The following is a 17064-nucleotide window of genomic DNA, read 5'->3' on the forward strand; positions in this document are numbered from 1 at the left end:
AATACACACAAAATGATTAGGGAAGGAGAAATGAAAATGAAGTCTACCATTGAATTTTTGAAAATGAAACAAGTTGGAGAAAAAATAGCAATGGTAACTGCTTATGATTACCCACAAGCAAAGTTAGCAGAAAAAGCAGGTATCGATATGATTTTGGTTGGTGATTCATTAGGAATGGTCGTGCTTGGTTATGATTCGACTGTACCTGTTACGACAAGTGATATGATTCATCATACAAAGGCGGTTAAGCGGGGAGCGCAAGACACGTTTATTGTAACGGACTTGCCTTTTATGTCTTATCATATTAGTAAAGAGGAAGCGCTTCGAACAGCTGGGAAAATGATGCAAGAAGGTGGTGCTCATGCAGTCAAATTAGAAGGAGGGGGAGAAGTAATAGACATTATTCAAGCGTTAACGAAGGCAGGGGTTCCAGTAATGGGGCATCTTGGATTAACACCGCAGTCCGCCGGAGTACTAGGAGGATACAAGGTACAAGCAAAGACTGCTGAACAAGCGACAGAATTAATGAAAGATGCGCAGCAATGTGAAGCAGCAGGTGCATTTGCTCTTGTATTAGAGTGCATTCCGCACCAGCTTGCGCAAAAAGTTACTTCTCAATTACGTATACCTGTAATTGGAATCGGAGCTGGTTTGAAAACAGATGGACAAGTGCTTGTTTTTCATGATGTGATAACATTTGGTGTCGACCGTGTACCAAAATTTGTGAAAAGTTTTGCAAATGTAAATCGTGAAGTATTACATGGATTAAATGATTATGTACGAGAGGTAAAGGCAGGTCACTTTCCTAAAGGAAGTAAGCATACATTTAGCATGGAACAGGAAGAATTAACTTCCTTAAAGAGGGGGGAATAACGTGAGAACCATCACTCTAAAACAAGAAATGTATTTGTGGGCAAAACAAGTAAAAACAGCTGGTCATTCCATTGGTTTTGTTCCGACTATGGGGTTTTTGCATGAGGGGCATTTAGCATTAGTGGAAGAAGCAAAACGAGATAATGATTACGTTATTATGAGTATTTTTGTTAATCCGCTGCAATTTGGACAAGGTGAGGACTATACTACATATCCTCGAGATGAAAAGCGGGATAAGAAACTAGCTGAAGAAGCTGGTGTTGATATATTATTTATGCCTAGTGTTGATGACATGTACAAGCATAAGAAGTCTATAAAGTTGATGGTGACAGAAAAGACAGATAAGTTGTGTGGTGCAACACGTCCAGGACATTTTGATGGCGTGGTTACTGTACTAACAAAACTGTTTCATCTTACGACGCCTAACCGCGCTTATTTTGGATTAAAGGATGTGCAGCAGTTTGCAATTGTAACTGCTTTGGTCGAGGAATTTGATTTTCCTGTAGAAATTGTTCCAGTGGATACAGTGCGTGAACCTTCTGGACTAGCAATAAGCTCAAGGAATGTCAAGCTGACAAGAGAGGATAAACAAAAAGCGCCTGCTTTATTTAATAGTTTGCTATTAGGGAAAAAGCTAATTATCGAAGGAGAGACAGACGCAAACGTTATTATCAAAACAGTTCGTCATTATTTAGATCAGCAGTTAGGTGAAAATGTAGAAGTAGATTATGTGGAGATACTGACTTTTCCTTATTTAGAAGACCTCTCTGAAGTAAATGGAAAGGTGGTTATTGCGGTTGCAGTGCGTTTTTTTACGGCAAGACTAATTGATAATATTATAGTTGACTAATGATGGGGTATTGGTTATCTTTGTAGAATGGTTACATATCTTGAATATCATTTTGTTAAAATTAAATTTTAACGATTTGGCTTCTTCACAAAGTACTCTAAATGTATGAAGATGATGTAGTTTTTGAGTGGACATAGAAAAAGCTGGTGGTAACTTAACACTAGCTCCCACCAACTAATTATTCAATTGAAAGTTATGAACAAAGGCTCGGGGCGCCCGTTTAGCAACGTAGCGACTGGAACGAAACAACGAAAGTTTTTGAAAGCATGCTTCTGCAACAGGAGTATGGCAGCGCCCTCCGGCAAGCCCGTCTTTATTCGGCCTTCCTATTGAGGAACGAACCGATGATGACTTAGCGTAGGGCGATTTATTGAACTCGCCTAGTTGATAGAAGCTGAAGCCGGACGTGACTATTTCGTTTTCTTATCTTTTAAAAAATAGAAGTGGAGACTGAGCAAAGTTTAAGAAAATCCTCTTTTAAAACATAGATCTATTGTTGCGTAAACATTATTGTAATTCGGTTGGTCTTATGAAGAATATTGACTTAAATCTATATGTGCTTATTTATTTAAAATGACGTTATGAAGTATATAGTAAGAACAGCATACTTTCAATTAGAACTCGGTTTCAACTACTTCTTTGCTTTTCATATAGTCATCATCGCTAGTAGCATAATGAGTTTCTTCATTATCAACAATCCATTTTTCTTCATCACTGATGTACTCTAATTTAATCTCTAAATTCTCATATTCTTCTGTTGTTTCTTCGTCTTTGTTAAAAAAGTATCTTTCTACATAAGTTCTATGTAATTCAATAGGAATCGTTACATAATGTCTTCCGCCTTCTCCTTCTTCATAGAAAGCTTTTGAATAGTCAATCCTTGTACCCAAAACTTTTCCAGCATAAGTTCTTTCATTCTCTTTTGCCTGTGTAATTTCTTTAGAAATTGACTTTTTAAATGAATTAGATAGATTTTTTAAATGTTTATCATCTAAGTTAACCAATGCTGTCATTTTATCTTTATGATAATTATTTATTAGTTTTGTTACTTTTTTTTGTTCTTGTTTATCCAGCAATATTTTGGGAGTTAAGTCGTAGCTATTAGTATCTGCTGTTATTTTAACTTCCTCACCCTTTATTTTTCCCCAAGGCATTTTTGCTACTCCTTGTAAAGAAGTTCCTTTTGCTACCGGTCCAAAATTATGGTCTGGTAAGGAAGAACCGAATAGGCTTTCATTATTCATTTCTCCACCTTCTAAACTTGAAATATTTACGTTAGCATCTTTCCCATTAATAAATAGCTTCGTGTCTGGTATATTAGATGCAATACCAACATAATTTCCTTCTAAACCTAATTCAACAGTTTGATTAAAATCACTGAACCCTGATACATCAAAGTCACCTTTATTTTTTACATTTGAATAAGGATACTTTGCTGTTGCTTCGAAACTATATTTCCCTGGGCCAAAGAGTCCTAATTTTGGTTTATCGTTTTTATTTAATTTTATTTTTTTATCACCGTCAATTTTGACAGATAATTTTTCTACACCGTCTATAAGTTCTTGTCCGATTGCTACATCATATTTTCTTATCTTTAATTGCTTATCTTTATTAAAGTAAAGCATTCCTTCTTCGTTAATTAGAGCATTATTTTCTTTCAAAGCCATTGCTTGTTGTTGAAGTAATTCTAATTGAAAGGTATAATCTTCCCGATTATCGTGAAAGTCCTCAATAATACTTTGTGCTTGTTTTTCTGTCCAATAAACATCTTCATCTTTATCTACTAATTTATAAAAAGTAGCGTAATCACGATCTTCGACTGCCTGTTTGAAATTTTCTAGTGTTTTTTCTGGTGACTGCGTACATCCTGATAATAATAACATTGAAATAAATAAGAATAATGCAAAAGACGACCTCTTTATTACATGTTGCTTCATACTTAAAATCTCCTTACGTAATAGTTTGATATTTTTAGTACATTTGAATTAGTTCAAAAGACCCTATTTTCATATAATCTTAAGTTAACCAAATGTTAAGATGGTTGTCAAGTTGATTTTTGTAAGTATTTTCCTTGATATATAGTAGACTACCATTTTAATTATGAGAACAATAAAAAATATATAAGAGAGCAGCTTTTACATAAAATGGCTGGAGAGATTTACGGCAAACGTAAAATAGATGTAGAGCTAGTTTTCGTATTTTTGAAGGTTAATTTCGTAGTTTTTCCGTACGAGGCCAAGACGAAGGAGAAAATGAGTTGGGATTTGTGTTCTTAGCAATAAACTGGAGAAAGTACACCGCCATGAACGGAGATCAAATAATAAAAAGTAATAATTCCTGTGTATGGAAATAATACTTCTGTTCAAGATGTGGATTATAAGGAATTGAAAGGGGTATTGTTAGGAGAGAACCAAGTGTTGGAATGGGATGATGGGATCAAAGATGACCCAGTTGCACGAATGAAATCAACGTTTGGAAAAGGGGCGGAGTGAGCCTAATTTGTAAATACAACTGTTAAATACACAAAATCAAAAGATCTGTATGCCTGGTTATACGTCTTTTTTAATGGCAGGGAGAAGCATGAGTAACTTCAAAAAGAATAATTAGCCTGAATTTTTTGATGTAATCTTTGAAGTAACAAATAGTATCACGGGTGGCAAGAGGTGTTAAGTTAATATTTGCATTACTCAAATTAAACAAAGGGAAATCTATCGTTCCCCCTTTGTTGAGCATAAAAATTCTATATTCGCTCTAACCAAAAAATTAGTCTTCTCGACAAGAAACTTTATATGTTTAGCGAAAAAAAGACGAAGAATGAAGGCATCATTAATAAGATGCCTTCATTTATAAATCTTCATCAAAAATTTCAGGTTCAGAAGTGATTATAATCGTTTTTGTATCGATTTTTATTTTAAAAGCTACTTCCCAAGTAATATGTTTGATATCGACTTCTATGTTATCAATTGTGAAATGTAGAGCTATAGAATTATCTGGATCAACTACGATATAATTATTGCTGTCATTTGAGTATAACTGGTAATCTGGATGTGCTACAAGAGTCCAGTTTTTTACTAGTTTATGTTCTACTGTTTCTATGATCATCACCTCCTTTGAATGAGTATCCTCATGTTATTCCATTTATTAACAAAAAGCAATTAAAAATAGATGCAAACCCCGAAGTTTTTAAGTGCACTTCAGATTCCACCAACATGATTATGTGGACTAGTAGGAAAGACCTTCATAAACTTATCGTATGTATTCCCTTATTTTTTACAACTCCTCACTAATAAATCGCCAAAATTTCACTAGTTTTTCCACGTTTTCAGTAGGATTATCGCTCAATTGTTTTAGTAATTCTTTTTCTTTCATTTCTTTTACGATTTGCAATTCCAATTCAGTTAATGTGAAGTCATCTTCTATAGTAAAATTCACGGGATGTTTAGGTTGATCAATTAAACCCAATAAATAATCGGTAGATACGTCAAACAGCTTTGCTAGTGTTCTCATTGTTTCAATGGAAGGCTCATTCTTTCCTTGTTCGTAATAGCCGTACGCACTTGTAGTTATATTTAGTTTTTCAGCTATATCTTTTTGACCGTATCCGTTTTCTACTCGTACATCTGTTAATCGTTCACTAAAGCTGTACATTGCCAGCCCCCTTTAAAGGTGTTTTAACAGAATTATACAATTATATAGGGATTGTTTTTATATTTCCAATTAATAATTGGTTAAGTGTATATTCTACAAGGAAGAATTGTTAGTTGAGAAGATTATTGAAGAAGCAAATAGATGTTCAGGTAAGTTTATCTTTGTGCAAACGTTTATAAAAAGGGATCTTATTCAATGAAAACAACAGTATAGTTTTTAATTACAATAATACGTTGTGAAAAATAGAACATATGGTAAAAATGCTAGGCGAAAAGTCCATGAATAATTAGGAAAAAAGCCTTGTTGTGAATGGATAATTTTAGCATTATGATACTGATATAGCATAGAATGGCTGAATAATGCAGTTTTATAAACATGTAACCGCTTGGATAGTAGTTGTCATTAATTATAAAAACATTTGCAGGTGTGTTTTTACACTATTAGGATAGTTCTTTCTATGCAAAGATGACGTATATAAAGCAAATTAAAACAGAAGAAGATGGCCATTCCATTTGGACTGGGGGACGGACCCCATGTTGGGCGCGCCTTTACTAGACTGAGAGATACTGTTTTTAACAGGCAATTATGTTTCGTTTTTTAAACTATAGGAAAGTAAAAAAATGGCGTTTATAGTAAACAACAAAATTGTTTTTTCACGATAGGACTTTGCGATAAGCCAAGTTTTTCTAAGATTGGAGAGCAAGGTATTTCTTCTGCCAATAACGAAAGGAGATGTTGATAGTTATGACGGAAAGGATGCAAAAACAATTAACCACACTTGTTTTAAAGAAAGTAAATCAAATATTGGAAACATCGCGCACCGGTTTGGGTTTGGACCTAAAACAAAACGTTCGGGAATTTTTTCAATTATGTTTGCGTGAGGAGAAGGTGTTATACAATTTATTTTTAGCTGTTAAGAAAAAGGACTCTAACATAGATGTAGCGTGGAGCCATGGCATCATTTCATGTAAGCAAGTAGAAAGTTACTGCACAGTTATGTTTATAGATAAGCAGTTTACTTTGCATCATGATAAGTTATATCAACTTTTAACAAGTGCAATAGAAATAATGAGGGAAGTACTGCCACTTGGAACGGTTGTGGAGCTCGATCCTACTTATTTTAAACCGGACAAAAATACGACATCTCCTTCCAAAGTAGTAATTACAGAGCGGTTTGTAAGTCCAAAAAATTACCAAAGTTATTTTCCCTATGTTGGAATTTTATATCCAGTTGGTGAGATCAAAGCGGGTGCGAAAATCAATTTTACCGCACCACTGATAAAAAGAATCATTCACCGTGGGTATCAGGATGAGATGGAAGAAGCGTTTGTATATTTAATGAAACAAGAATTTATTGTTGAAAAAGGCATGAACTCCATTGAGTTTTCCAATCATGATATGGCTCAGTTAGAGCAGGAGATGGATTTGAAACAAAAAGTAGGTGATGTGTGATGGCATTATATGATCGCGATTTTTGCCATGGCTTGTTGTACGCGGGATGGGATGCAGGGATTATTAACAATTTGCAAGATGCACGAAAGGAAATTAAACAAAACTTTGCTGATATGGATTTAGAAAATGCATCTGTAGAGGAGCATATGGAAGCGATTGTGAACGAGATGGTGCATGAACTTCAACAATTAATTTCGGAAATCGAATCCATTCATTTTCGCTAGTTTTGGATGAAGGGAGGGGTTTTGTGGTATCTGGACAACAAATTAAAGTGAACTTTATAGCACTGCAAAAAATTATTGATGAGTTACGAGTAGCGATTGATGATTTTGAAGGGTATACAACAGACTTTCGCTCTAATACGAGGGACAGGCTTAAAACCTTTAATTCGGATTTTATCTCCAAAGTGGATGGTTTATTAGATAACATGAATAACGATGTCAATCAAGACTTGGTCAAACAGATGGAAGAAATTCATCAAGCAGGTGTAGCACTACTTAAAGGCATGAAAGAAGTTGACGAGGAGCTTGGAGCAGCCATTGGCGGTGAAGGTTCGTGAAACGTGACTTACAAATCAATTATGGGGTTTTAGATGATATTATAGGTGAACTTCGGACATATAAGCGTGCTTTAGAAAAAATGGACGATTCACTTAATAAAGTGAGTACCTTTGTGCAAACAAATGAGGGGAAAAGTGCTGAAGTCATGGGATCAGAACATTAACAGCTCGAAAGAAAAAATTGCTAATTATGAAACACAGATTAATGACCTTTTATCCCTATTTGAAAATTACGTAGCGGACACTACAAGATATATTTCACCGATTTCAAGAAATACGATGATGCGGGTGGATCGTAATGATATTTGGGCGAATTTGAAGCAAATAGAGGGCGGTATAACGAATAATCTGTTTAAGGCATTAAACAAAAGCTATCAGCAACCTGCTTCTTTTTTCGGTATGTTTGATGACCCGACGGATGCGGAAAAAGAAGCGAGTGAGATCAACAGACGCCATATGGAGCGTATCCAAACGAGTATTGAAGCAACGAGAAAAAAGTTGGAACGTAATATGGACGAGTTATGGGATTTATATAAATAAATATAAATATAGTTATATATTTAAATGTGCACGGCGCAGGTAGAATGCAACAGAAATGATGCAAATGTATAAATATATTAAAACAATTATTGTATAAAACGTTGCATTTACTAAGGGATTACAAGACAAGATACAAATTTCAAATTTTTTATATTTACATGCAATAGAAATCCTAGGAAGTATACAGATTATAAACCATTAACTGGAATTTTATATTCCACTATTGCTTTTTATTCTTGTCTAATTTTTTCAGCAATAGCATACGATATTGTCTGAACAAAAACCATTCCCATTAAAACCCAAAAAGCATTCCTAATACCAACAGTAACATTAAGAAATATCATAATTATATATACACAGAGAAATAAATATTTAACGTTTTTAGCGTACATATATAATTTTCCTCCAAATCAGTAGAGAGTGTAAAATATTGTTGTTGCTGTAAATATTAATTAAATACAAGAAATTAGTAATTTACTAAAATTTTTTATCTCCTCGCTATCTAATTATACAAAAATCTAAGTATATTAAGATTGACATGGAGACAGGCAGATGTGATAGATGAAATTTGAAAGTTTTATTGGCTTCCTCTAAAAAATACTATAAAAATAAAAATACTTTATACACTTATATCAAATGATTGTAAAAACTGTGCTAATAGGAATTTTTATGATTCTTGCTTGCACAGTTTTTATCTGCAACGTTATTCTTTAACACTGCTAGTTACTTATTGATGAAACAATGGTATTGTGGTAAATTAAGTTCTAACTAAGTTATGGTAAGATGATTTGAAGTTGATCCTTAATCAGAAATAACAAACAATATTCAATCTGCTTTGGGGGAAGTAGTACTTGCCGGTTGAATGTAGTATTTCTATGGGCGATAGTATTTATAATAAAAGAAATTTTAAACTTATTTTACTACTGAATGAATAGTGCAGTTAATGATTTTATTATAATATTGATGCAATAAACAAGTAATAAGTGGGAATATGAAAGTGCGGAGGAGTTGCCTAGCATGCTCGATAACGTCATTATTAAACAACTAACATCTCTAGAAGAATTATATGAAATGCAAACATTGGAAAAATCCGTATGGAGTATTACACCAACTCCAATCCCTCAAACGTATACAACATTAAATCATGGTGGTATTTTACTTGGTGCCTATATGGAAAAACAAATGGTTGGTTTTATTTACAGTTTTCCAGGGTTTGATGGGAAGGACAATTATCTTTGCTCGCATATGCTCGGAATTTTACCTGCATATCGAAAATCAGGATTGGGAGTAAAAATGAAGCTTCGCCAAGCTGAAATTGCTAAGGAACATGGCTATACGATGATGACGTGGACGTTTGACCCTTTAGAAAGTGTCAATGCTTATTTGAACCTTCATAAACTTGGTGCTAGAGGTATGAAATATAAAGAAAATCATTATGGAGATATTGGTGGCAAGTTAAACAACGGATTACCAACAGATCGTATTCAAGTAGAATGGCATTTTAATGAACAACGAGCTACTTGTACCCCATCTCTCAAAGAAGAATACGTACTTCTGCAATCTTCACAAGATGCTGAACCGCTTGTGACGAAGCCTTTGTCCCAAATTGAAAAAAGTAGAAAGCGTGGTTACTTTGTTGCTGTACCAGCAAATTTTCAAACTCTGAAACAAAAAGAATACCCACTTGCTTTAAAGTGGCGCTTACAATCGAGAAAGGTTTTTCAATCCTTGTTTGCAAATGGCTTTGTAGCAAAAGATTTGCTTCGTTTTAATGACACTATCAATTATTATTACTTTGCGAAAGGTGGAGCGCTATAAGACGATGAAGCGTCATTTTATTTGAGTTAGATTTACTCGAATGTTTATTTTAAACTGATGTAGGAGGCTTGGTGTGGTAGTTATTTCTTGCAGGGGTCTAATATGCTATAAGTATGCTTCATATTGAGAAATCTTTCATTGGTATAAACAAGTGATAGAAACAAATGGAGAAGTATGGAGAGGTGAACAAAAATAATCGTTACTAGCTTTGCTTGACGAAGTCTCTACTTTTTGTCATAATAAAGCTAATCAAATATGGTACCTTTAATTCAGTCCTGTGAGGCTGACAAGGAAAGCGGATCTGTTGATAGAGTTATGAACAAGTGGCAATACAACCCCTTTATGGGACAGCTTGTATTAAACCTATTAACGGAAAAGGCTTCTTGTCACATTGACAGGGAGCCTTTTTTTAGTTCCTTTCTGTTCTTGGTACCAAACCAGGAGGAAAAGAGAATGAAAAACATCGACACAGAATTTTCACTAACAGCAGTACCTTCATCTTATCGCAATGGTTTTTGGAAAACACTTGTTGTTATGCTAGGACTTACTTTTTTCTCGGCAAGCATGTGGTCTGGTGGAGAATTAGGTCAAGGTCTTTCTTTCATACAGTTTATGGCAATTGTTCTTACGGGGAATTTTATTCTTGGAGCATATACTGGGTTACTAGCTTATATGGCAGCAAAAACAGGCTTATCTACACATTTGCTGGCTCGCTATGCCTTTGGAGAGAAAGGATCTTATCTTGCTTCTTTTTTACTAGCCTTTACACAAATTGGTTGGTTCGGTGTTGGAACAGCGATGTTTGCCATACCTGTACAAAAAGTGACAGGAATTGATATTTATATTCTTATTGGTATTGCGGGTATATTGATGACTTTTACTGCTTTTTTCGGCATGAAGGCTTTGGCTATTATTAGCTTTATTGCGGTACCGCTAATCGCTCTTCTCGGAGGAACTTCCGTATTAAAGGCAACAGAAAGTTTAGGTGGAGTACAAGTTTTATTGCAATACGAACCAGCTGAAACGATGAGTTTGGCTGTCGCACTTACAATCTGCATTGGTTCTTTTATAAGCGCAGGAACATTAACACCTGATTTCACCAGATTTGCGCGAAAAAAACGTTCGGCAGTAGTTGCGACTGTGGTTGCTTTTTTCATCGGGAACACATTCATGTTTTTATTTGGAGCTGTAGGTTCTGTGGCAACGGGGCAAGCAGATATTTCTGAAGTTATGTTTATGCAAAATCTTATTTTACCTGCCATTATTGTTTTAGGGTTAAATATATGGACAACGAATGATAATGCCTTGTATGCATCAGGGCTTGGACTTTCTAACATTACGAAAATAGCAAAGCATAAAATTGTCATTTTTAATGGAATTATTGGTACATTAGGGGCCATGTGGTTATACAACAATTTTGTTGGCTTCTTAACGATTCTCGGTTCTGCTTTACCACCAATTGGAGCCATTTTGTTAGCTGATTTTTTCATTCTTCGCCGCGGCCATTATCGAGCTTTCCATGAAATGACATTTACCGCTATCAATTGGATTGCCCTTTTTGCTTGGGGAACAGGGATTGCTGCAGCAACTTTATTACCAGGTATCCCACCAATGAATGCGTTAATAGGTGCTGCAGTTACCCATGTTGTTGTTACGAAGCTTGTTGCTAGTGCAAAGGAAAAAGAAGTTATTCTAACCAATACAGAAAAGGTGGGGCAGTAAAAGTGATTATAAAAAATGCTAGATTACGCAATAAATCTGGGTTATGGGATATTAGTGTGACAGAAAAAACAATTACGTCTATTTCCCCTGCTAATCAGCAGCATATAGGGGAAGTTCTTGACGTTACTGGTTCCTTAGTATTGCCTCCATTTATTGAACCTCATATTCATCTTGATACAACACTAACCGCAGGAGAGCCAAAATGGAATGAGAGTGGCACGTTATTTGAAGGCATTCAACGTTGGTCAGAGAGGAAGCAATCGTTAACGTATGAAGATGTGAAAGATAGAGCTACGCAAGCTTTGAAATGGCAAATTGCCCAAGGTATTCAGCATGTTCGCACCCATGTCGATGTAACTGATCCAAAGCTAACAGCACTACGAGCACTGCTAGAATTGAAGGAAGAAATGGCGGATTTTGTGAGCTTGCAACTAGTTGCTTTCCCACAAGAAGGTATTTTATCCTATCCGAATGGAAAAGAATTGTTGGAAGAAGCTTTGAAGTTAGGTGCAGATGTAGTCGGAGGAATTCCGCATTTTGAATTCACCAGGGAATATGGTGTGGAGTCGTTAAAAATTGCCTTCGATCTTGCTGAAAAATATGATCGATTGATTGACATTCATTGTGATGAAATCGATGATGAGCAATCTCGATTTGTAGAAGTAGTGGCGAAAGAAGCATATGAGCGGGGGCTAGGGCCCAGAGTAACTGCCAGTCATACAACAGCAATGGGATCTTATAATGATGCGTATGCTTATAAATTGTTTCGTTTATTAGAGATGTCAGAGATCAACTTTGTATCCAACCCACTTGTTAATATCCATTTGCAAGGGCGATTTGACTCTTATCCAAAACGTCGTGGTTTAACGAGAGTGAAGGAGTTATTAGAAGCAGGTATGAACGTATGTTTCGGTCATGATGATATCTTTGATCCTTGGTATCCGCTTGGCACAGGAAATATGCTTCAAGTACTTCATATGGGAGTTCACGTCGCTCAATTATTAGGGTACGAGCAAATTGTTGACTCAATGGATCTAATTACAACAAACAGTGCTAAAACAATGCATGTTGAACAAGAGTATGGTATAGAAGTTGGAAAACCAGCTAACTTCATCGTTTTGGGCGCAGAAAATACGTATGAAGCGATTCGTAAACAAGCTGTTGTCATGTATTCCATTCGCAATGGCAAGGTTGTTGCAAAAACGAAACCAAGTGAAACAAAGATACATGTAGGAACAGAGGAATATGTGGATTTTACTAGAAAATAAATAAGTGAAATGGAAAAACCTGCTGGATTCGTCCAGCAGGTTTTTAAAAGATAAGAAAGCATAAAAATTTGATGCTATGGCGTAACCTAATAACCGAATGGCCCCGTCATACTCCTGTTGCAGGAGCATGATTACTAAAACTTTCGTTGATTCGTTCCAGTCACTACGTTGCTAACAAGTCGCCCGGAGCCTTTGTTCATGAACATTGCTAAAAAACTTGACACTTGCACGTGCCAACCGATATATTATCTATACAATTAAAAATGAAAATAGTTCACTAGGGGTGCCGTATTTGTGGCTGAGATCAACGTGTGACGTTGGGACTCTTTGAACCTGATCTGGCGTTATAAACCAGCGGAGGGAAGTGGCAGAAACTTTGATTCTAATAATGGTTTGGAGCAAATTGATTAGCTTAGAATTCGAATGCGATGTCACTTTTCCTCAGGGAAGAAAGTGGCATTTTTTATTGCGCAAAAATTTTAGGCTTTAAGGTCTAAGCAAAATGTAATCCTTTGCTATAGAAATTTGTGGATAACTAAGCTTTCTATTCATGAGAACGTCTTAGCTCCTATTGAGCAAAACTCGTCATCTCATGAAATTCACTTTTACCATTGGTAGATAAAAAAGTAATTGCTACTGTTATGGAAGTCAGCTAGGGGGAAGTTACCATGTTACATACGTTATCGATGTTGTACATGCAATGAGATATTGGCATGGGGGGAGAAATAATGTCTGTTTTACAGTGGTTTGTTGACTTGGGAGCTAGTGTTATGCTTCCATTTGTAATTTTTATTTTTGCATTGGTTTTGCGCACAAAGGTGAGCAAAGCTGTTCGCTCTGGATTAATCGTTGGCATTGGTTTTATTGGTATTAATCTTGTTATCGGACTATTAGGTGACAGCTTAGGACCTGCAATTGAAGCTATGGTTGACAAATATGGTTTAGAGCTCACCATTATTGATGTTGGTTGGCCAGCAGCTGCAGCTATATCATATGGAACCGTTCTAGGCAGTTTGACGATTCCGATAGGTATTGCTATCAATTTACTTCTATTATCGATTGGATTTACTCGGACACTAAATATTGATATATGGAATTTTTGGCATACTTCTTTTACAGCCTCATTAGTTTTGGCGTTGACCAATCATTTCGCTATGGCTGTTGGAGTAATGATTGTTCATCATATAGTATTGCTTTTGCTTGGTGACTGGATTCAGAGGGATATCCAATCCTTTTATGGATTTAAACAGATTACTTTCCCGCATGGGGCTTCTGCTCCATCTTATATCGTAGCCAAACCTTTAAATTACGTATTTGATCGGATTCCTAAATTTAATAAGCTACAGGCAAATCAAGCGTCCATTCAAAAACATCTGGGTGTGTTTGGTGATACGACAGTAATGGGGGTGGTCATCGGTTTATTTATTGGTGTACTGGCAGGATATGACCTTAAAAATACGTTAACTTTAGCAATGCAGACAGGGGCAGTGCTTGTCTTATTACCACGTATGGTCGCTTTATTAATGGAAGGACTTGCACCTGTTTCAGAAGCCGCTGGAAATTATATGAAGCAACGTTTTCCAAAGAGAAATTTATATATTGGAATGGATAGTGCTTTAGCGGTGGGACATCCAGCCGTTTTATCAGCTTCTTTGTTATTAGTGCCCATTACACTGTTGTTAGCTGTGATATTACCAGGTAATAAAGTGTTACCTTTTACAGACTTAGCGACGATCCCTTTTCTTATCGCTTTAATGGTACCTGTTTTTAAAGGTAATATAATTCGGACAGTTATTGGTGGAGCTTTTTATATTGGCATTGGTCTTTATATTGCAACTTGGGTTGCTCCTTTAGTAACAGCGACAGCGATAAGTGCCGATTTTAATATGGAAAATTACGCGACGATTTCTTCGCTTGTAGATGGTGCAGTGTGGACAACTTTTCCTTTCATTTGGTTACCGGGAAGAATGCAGTGGTTTAGCTTTATAGTTTTTGGGGCATTTATTATGGTTTTATTCATCTATGTTAACAGACGAAGTAGACACAAACATAAAAATAATTCCTATTGGAGGAAATAAAATGATTAAAATACTCGTAATTTGTGGTACTGGGGTCGCAACTTCTACAATGGTGAAAGAAAAAATACGTGAGTGGCTAGAAAAAGAAAAGCTCATACATCAAGTATCGCTTTTTCAATCTAGTGTAGCAGAAGCAGTAAATCAATATGATATGTATGATATTGTTATCTCAACGACTATTGTACCTGATGAAATGAAAGATTACGTGATTGACGGCACGCCATTTATATCGGGATTAGGGGGAGAGGAAATGTATCAAATAATTCGTGAAAAAGTATTTAGTTGAGAATAGAATTAGATATAACCTGCTGAACAAATCGTACAGTTTATTGTACAAGCAGAACTACAGCTTACGTTTTGAGAATGGGCGATCAGTCTTGTCTTTTTTAAGCTTAAACAAACGATGCGGTTGGAAGGAAGTCTCACGTATGGAATACTCCCTTCCAAAAATATATCATCGTTTGGCGATAAAAACACCCACTACTATCACTATTGTAGAAGTGGGTATTTTGTTGCTCTTATTACGCAAGTAACTCAGTTACAACTTAGGAGCCTTACGATTTTTTGTCTTTTGTTCATAAGCGTAGCCAATTTGAAATAGATCTTGTTCTAGAAATGGTTTGGTGATAAAAGTAGCTCCAACTGGTTCACCATTATCGTCGTACCCTGCAGGAACAGTTAATTCAGGATATCCTGCAATTGCGGATAGTAATACATGCTCATTATTTATCATAACGAGAGCGTTTAGTCCTTTTTCCACTAAATATTTGTCTAATTGCTTTTTGGAATTATTTTGGCTAGACTGTAAAATAGCTTCAAAGTCTTTTTTGGTTAAAGAGGAGTCTTCAGATTGCTTTAATAATCCTTGTCCATATTTTATTCTCCGTTCCTTGTCTTTTTCATTGTATTGAATGATATCCTGTAACGATTTAACAGGTGTTGTTTTCTGTTGTTCAAGATAATCATTCAAGTCCTTTTTAAAGTCATATTTTATGATCGAAACATTTTCAATTCCTTCATAATCCATTTTTATATTGTCTACTAAAGTTGCTCCAGCAGCTTTTAAGTCCTGCTTGATTTTTTTAGCTACCGCTTGTTTTCTCTTATCTTGGTCTTCTACAGAATAAAGTATTCCAATTTTCTTTCCTTTTAGCCCATCTACTGATAAGGATTTTACGTCGAAGCTAGCTTCTTGGATTTTCTTCTCTTTAGTTAAAGAATCTTTGCTATCATAACCAATCATAGCGTTAAATAAAATGGCAGTATCTTTTACCGTTCTTGCCATTGGCCCAGCCGTATCCAGTGTTTCAGACAAGGGGATAATTCCATGCCGACTTATTAGCCCTAGAGAAGGACGTAAACCTACAATAGATTGTTTGGCAGCAGGCGCAATAATGGAGCCTGTCGTTTCTGTTCCAATAGCAAGAGGTGTAAAATTAGCTGCAGTTACCGTTGCAGATCCAGAACTGGAACCGTCGGTATTAAATTCAAGTGGTCCATATGGATTCAAATTTTGTCCTTTTTTGCCACTGTATCCATTAGGCGCTTTCTGCGAGGTGAAATTTGCCCATTCTGACATGTTTCCTTTTCCTAGGATAAATGCACCTTGTTCTTTTAATTGATCTATAATATGTGCATCGGTATCTGCTATCCAGTCTTTAAGGACGTAGGAACCAGCGCTTGTCGGCATTTCATGAGCAGTTTGGATATTATCTTTTACGATAATTGGGATGCCATATAAATCAGATTGTTTATGTTGGGCTCGATTTTGATCTAATTTTCTTGCTTCTTTAATGGCATGTGGGTTAATTTCTGTCACTGCATTTAAAGCAATACCATTCTGGTCATGTTGTTTAATGCGAAACAGGTAAATAGCGGTTAATTGTTCATAAGTTAACTCTCCATTTTCAATCATACTTTGGATATCTTCTATGCTTGCATCAACTACCTTTGCTTCTTTTTGTTTAAGGATATTTCTATCAATATCTTGCAATTGTTTATCTATTGGTTCTATTACTCGCTCTTTATCGTAAATTATCCGTTCAGGATTTGCAGGGATAAATGTATGATACACGTAATATGCGCCTCCCCCTATGAAAAGTAGTACAATTCCTATTATGACATGGGCTATTTTTTTCCATTTTTTCATAAACTTCCTCCTGTTGTGAATTAGTTGTTTTGTTTAGTATTGCTCATTCGAGAATTTTTCATTTCAAAGTAAAAAATATTTACTTATGTCTTGTTTTAAGAAAAAAT

The 17064-nt window shown here is 35.6% G+C and carries 17 protein-coding genes, 1 pseudogene and 1 riboswitch; of the genes and pseudogenes, 14 read left to right on the plus strand and 4 right to left on the minus strand.

Translation table 11 applies throughout. The features are described 5' to 3' along the window. Positions 1–36 precede the first annotated feature (36 nt). Positions 37–873, plus strand: coding sequence for a 3-methyl-2-oxobutanoate hydroxymethyltransferase (panB, locus tag BUB45_RS06890; protein ID WP_073006646.1), 837 nt, complete (start codon positions 37–39; stop codon positions 871–873). 1 nt (position 874) lies between these two features. Next, positions 875–1723, plus strand: a complete 849-nt coding sequence (panC, locus tag BUB45_RS06895; RefSeq protein ID WP_073006648.1) for a pantoate--beta-alanine ligase — start codon at positions 875–877, stop codon at positions 1721–1723. A 614-nt stretch (positions 1724–2337) separates the two neighbouring features. On the opposite strand, the gene BUB45_RS06900 is transcribed toward panC, so the two are convergent. Continuing rightward, the gene (locus BUB45_RS06900; protein ID WP_073006650.1) at positions 2338–3660 is read right to left on the minus strand and encodes a TcaA 3rd/4th domain-containing protein; all 1323 of its coding nucleotides are present in this window, start codon (positions 3658–3660) and stop codon (positions 2338–2340) included. A 162-nt stretch (positions 3661–3822) separates the two neighbouring features. On the opposite strand from BUB45_RS06900, the pseudogene BUB45_RS20760 reads away from it, so the two are divergent. Beyond that, a pseudogene (locus BUB45_RS20760) lies at positions 3823–4061 on the plus strand (IS5/IS1182 family transposase); the annotation flags it as partial. Between the two features lies 1 nt (position 4062). Continuing rightward, a complete protein-coding gene (locus BUB45_RS19785; protein WP_170861721.1) occupies positions 4063–4215 on the plus strand; it encodes a hypothetical protein in 153 nt (50 codons plus the stop codon). 352 nt (positions 4216–4567) lie between these two features. Here the strand turns inward: BUB45_RS19785 and BUB45_RS06905 are convergent, their stop codons facing one another. Beyond that, positions 4568–4825, minus strand: a complete 258-nt coding sequence (locus BUB45_RS06905; protein ID WP_073006651.1) for a hypothetical protein — start codon at positions 4823–4825, stop codon at positions 4568–4570. 168 nt (positions 4826–4993) lie between these two features. Then, on the minus strand, positions 4994–5371 hold the full coding sequence (locus tag BUB45_RS06910) for a helix-turn-helix domain-containing protein (protein WP_073006653.1): 378 nt from the start codon (positions 5369–5371) through the stop codon (positions 4994–4996). Positions 5372–6103: 732 nt separating this feature from the next. Here BUB45_RS06910 and BUB45_RS06915 point away from each other — a divergent pair. From BUB45_RS06915 to BUB45_RS06955, 10 genes are all read left to right on the plus strand, one after another. Next, positions 6104–6823, plus strand: a complete 720-nt coding sequence (locus tag BUB45_RS06915; protein ID WP_084723564.1) for a DUF4176 domain-containing protein — start codon at positions 6104–6106, stop codon at positions 6821–6823. Then, entirely contained in the window at positions 6823–7047 is a 225-nt protein-coding gene (locus BUB45_RS06920) for a hypothetical protein (RefSeq protein WP_073006657.1), read from the plus strand. The genes BUB45_RS06915 and BUB45_RS06920 overlap by 1 nt, the downstream gene beginning before the upstream one ends. A 23-nt stretch (positions 7048–7070) precedes the next feature. Beyond that, positions 7071–7382 (plus strand): hypothetical protein, encoded by a 312-nt coding sequence (locus BUB45_RS06925; RefSeq protein WP_073006659.1) that lies wholly within the window; start codon positions 7071–7073, stop codon positions 7380–7382. Continuing rightward, positions 7379–7546 (plus strand): hypothetical protein, encoded by a 168-nt coding sequence (locus BUB45_RS19790; RefSeq protein ID WP_170861722.1) that lies wholly within the window; start codon positions 7379–7381, stop codon positions 7544–7546. Before BUB45_RS06925 ends, BUB45_RS19790 begins: the two co-directional genes overlap by 4 nt. Continuing rightward, positions 7518–7922 (plus strand): hypothetical protein, encoded by a 405-nt coding sequence (locus tag BUB45_RS06930; protein ID WP_073006660.1) that lies wholly within the window; start codon positions 7518–7520, stop codon positions 7920–7922. The genes BUB45_RS19790 and BUB45_RS06930 overlap by 29 nt, the downstream gene beginning before the upstream one ends. A gap of 1017 nt (positions 7923–8939) precedes the next feature. Beyond that, positions 8940–9740: a GNAT family N-acetyltransferase gene (locus BUB45_RS06935; RefSeq protein WP_073006662.1), complete on the plus strand. Its 801-nt coding sequence runs from the start codon at positions 8940–8942 to the stop codon at positions 9738–9740. A 453-nt stretch (positions 9741–10193) separates the two neighbouring features. Further along, positions 10194–11462 (plus strand): cytosine permease, encoded by a 1269-nt coding sequence (gene codB / locus BUB45_RS06940; protein WP_073006664.1) that lies wholly within the window; start codon positions 10194–10196, stop codon positions 11460–11462. A gap of 2 nt (positions 11463–11464) precedes the next feature. Beyond that, positions 11465–12730, plus strand: a complete 1266-nt coding sequence (locus BUB45_RS06945; RefSeq protein WP_073006666.1) for a cytosine deaminase — start codon at positions 11465–11467, stop codon at positions 12728–12730. A 269-nt stretch (positions 12731–12999) separates the two neighbouring features. Next, positions 13000–13110, plus strand: a riboswitch (TPP riboswitch). Between the two features lie 348 nt (positions 13111–13458). After that, a complete protein-coding gene (locus BUB45_RS06950; protein WP_212590749.1) occupies positions 13459–14808 on the plus strand; it encodes a PTS galactitol transporter subunit IIC in 1350 nt (449 codons plus the stop codon). Position 14809: 1 nt separating this feature from the next. Then, positions 14810–15094, plus strand: a complete 285-nt coding sequence (locus BUB45_RS06955) for a PTS sugar transporter subunit IIB (RefSeq protein WP_073006668.1) — start codon at positions 14810–14812, stop codon at positions 15092–15094. 252 nt (positions 15095–15346) lie between these two features. Here BUB45_RS06955 and BUB45_RS06960 read toward each other — a convergent pair whose 3' ends face one another. After that, entirely contained in the window at positions 15347–16957 is a 1611-nt protein-coding gene (locus BUB45_RS06960; RefSeq protein ID WP_073006669.1) for an amidase family protein, read from the minus strand. Positions 16958–17064 lie beyond the last annotated feature (107 nt).

It is taken from the genome of Virgibacillus chiguensis, from assembly GCF_900129865.1.
GTDB classification, from domain to species: domain Bacteria; phylum Bacillota; class Bacilli; order Bacillales; family Amphibacillaceae; genus Virgibacillus; species Virgibacillus chiguensis.

Coding starts and splice junctions, on each gene's coding strand:
- panB (WP_073006646.1), top strand. CDS start 37: ATGAAGTCTACCATTGAATTTTTGAAAATGAAACAAGTTGGAGAAAAA.
- BUB45_RS06900 (WP_073006650.1), bottom strand. CDS start 3,660: ATGAAGCAACATGTAATAAAGAGGTCGTCTTTTGCATTATTCTTATTT.
- BUB45_RS06905 (WP_073006651.1), bottom strand. CDS start 4,825: ATGATCATAGAAACAGTAGAACATAAACTAGTAAAAAACTGGACTCTT.
- BUB45_RS06910 (WP_073006653.1), bottom strand. CDS start 5,371: ATGTACAGCTTTAGTGAACGATTAACAGATGTACGAGTAGAAAACGGA.
- BUB45_RS06915 (WP_084723564.1), top strand. CDS start 6,104: ATGTTGATAGTTATGACGGAAAGGATGCAAAAACAATTAACCACACTT.
- BUB45_RS06920 (WP_073006657.1), top strand. CDS start 6,823: ATGGCATTATATGATCGCGATTTTTGCCATGGCTTGTTGTACGCGGGA.
- BUB45_RS06935 (WP_073006662.1), top strand. CDS start 8,940: ATGCTCGATAACGTCATTATTAAACAACTAACATCTCTAGAAGAATTA.
- codB (WP_073006664.1), top strand. CDS start 10,194: ATGAAAAACATCGACACAGAATTTTCACTAACAGCAGTACCTTCATCT.
- BUB45_RS06950 (WP_212590749.1), top strand. CDS start 13,459: ATGTCTGTTTTACAGTGGTTTGTTGACTTGGGAGCTAGTGTTATGCTT.
- BUB45_RS06955 (WP_073006668.1), top strand. CDS start 14,810: ATGATTAAAATACTCGTAATTTGTGGTACTGGGGTCGCAACTTCTACA.
- BUB45_RS06960 (WP_073006669.1), bottom strand. CDS start 16,957: ATGAAAAAATGGAAAAAAATAGCCCATGTCATAATAGGAATTGTACTA.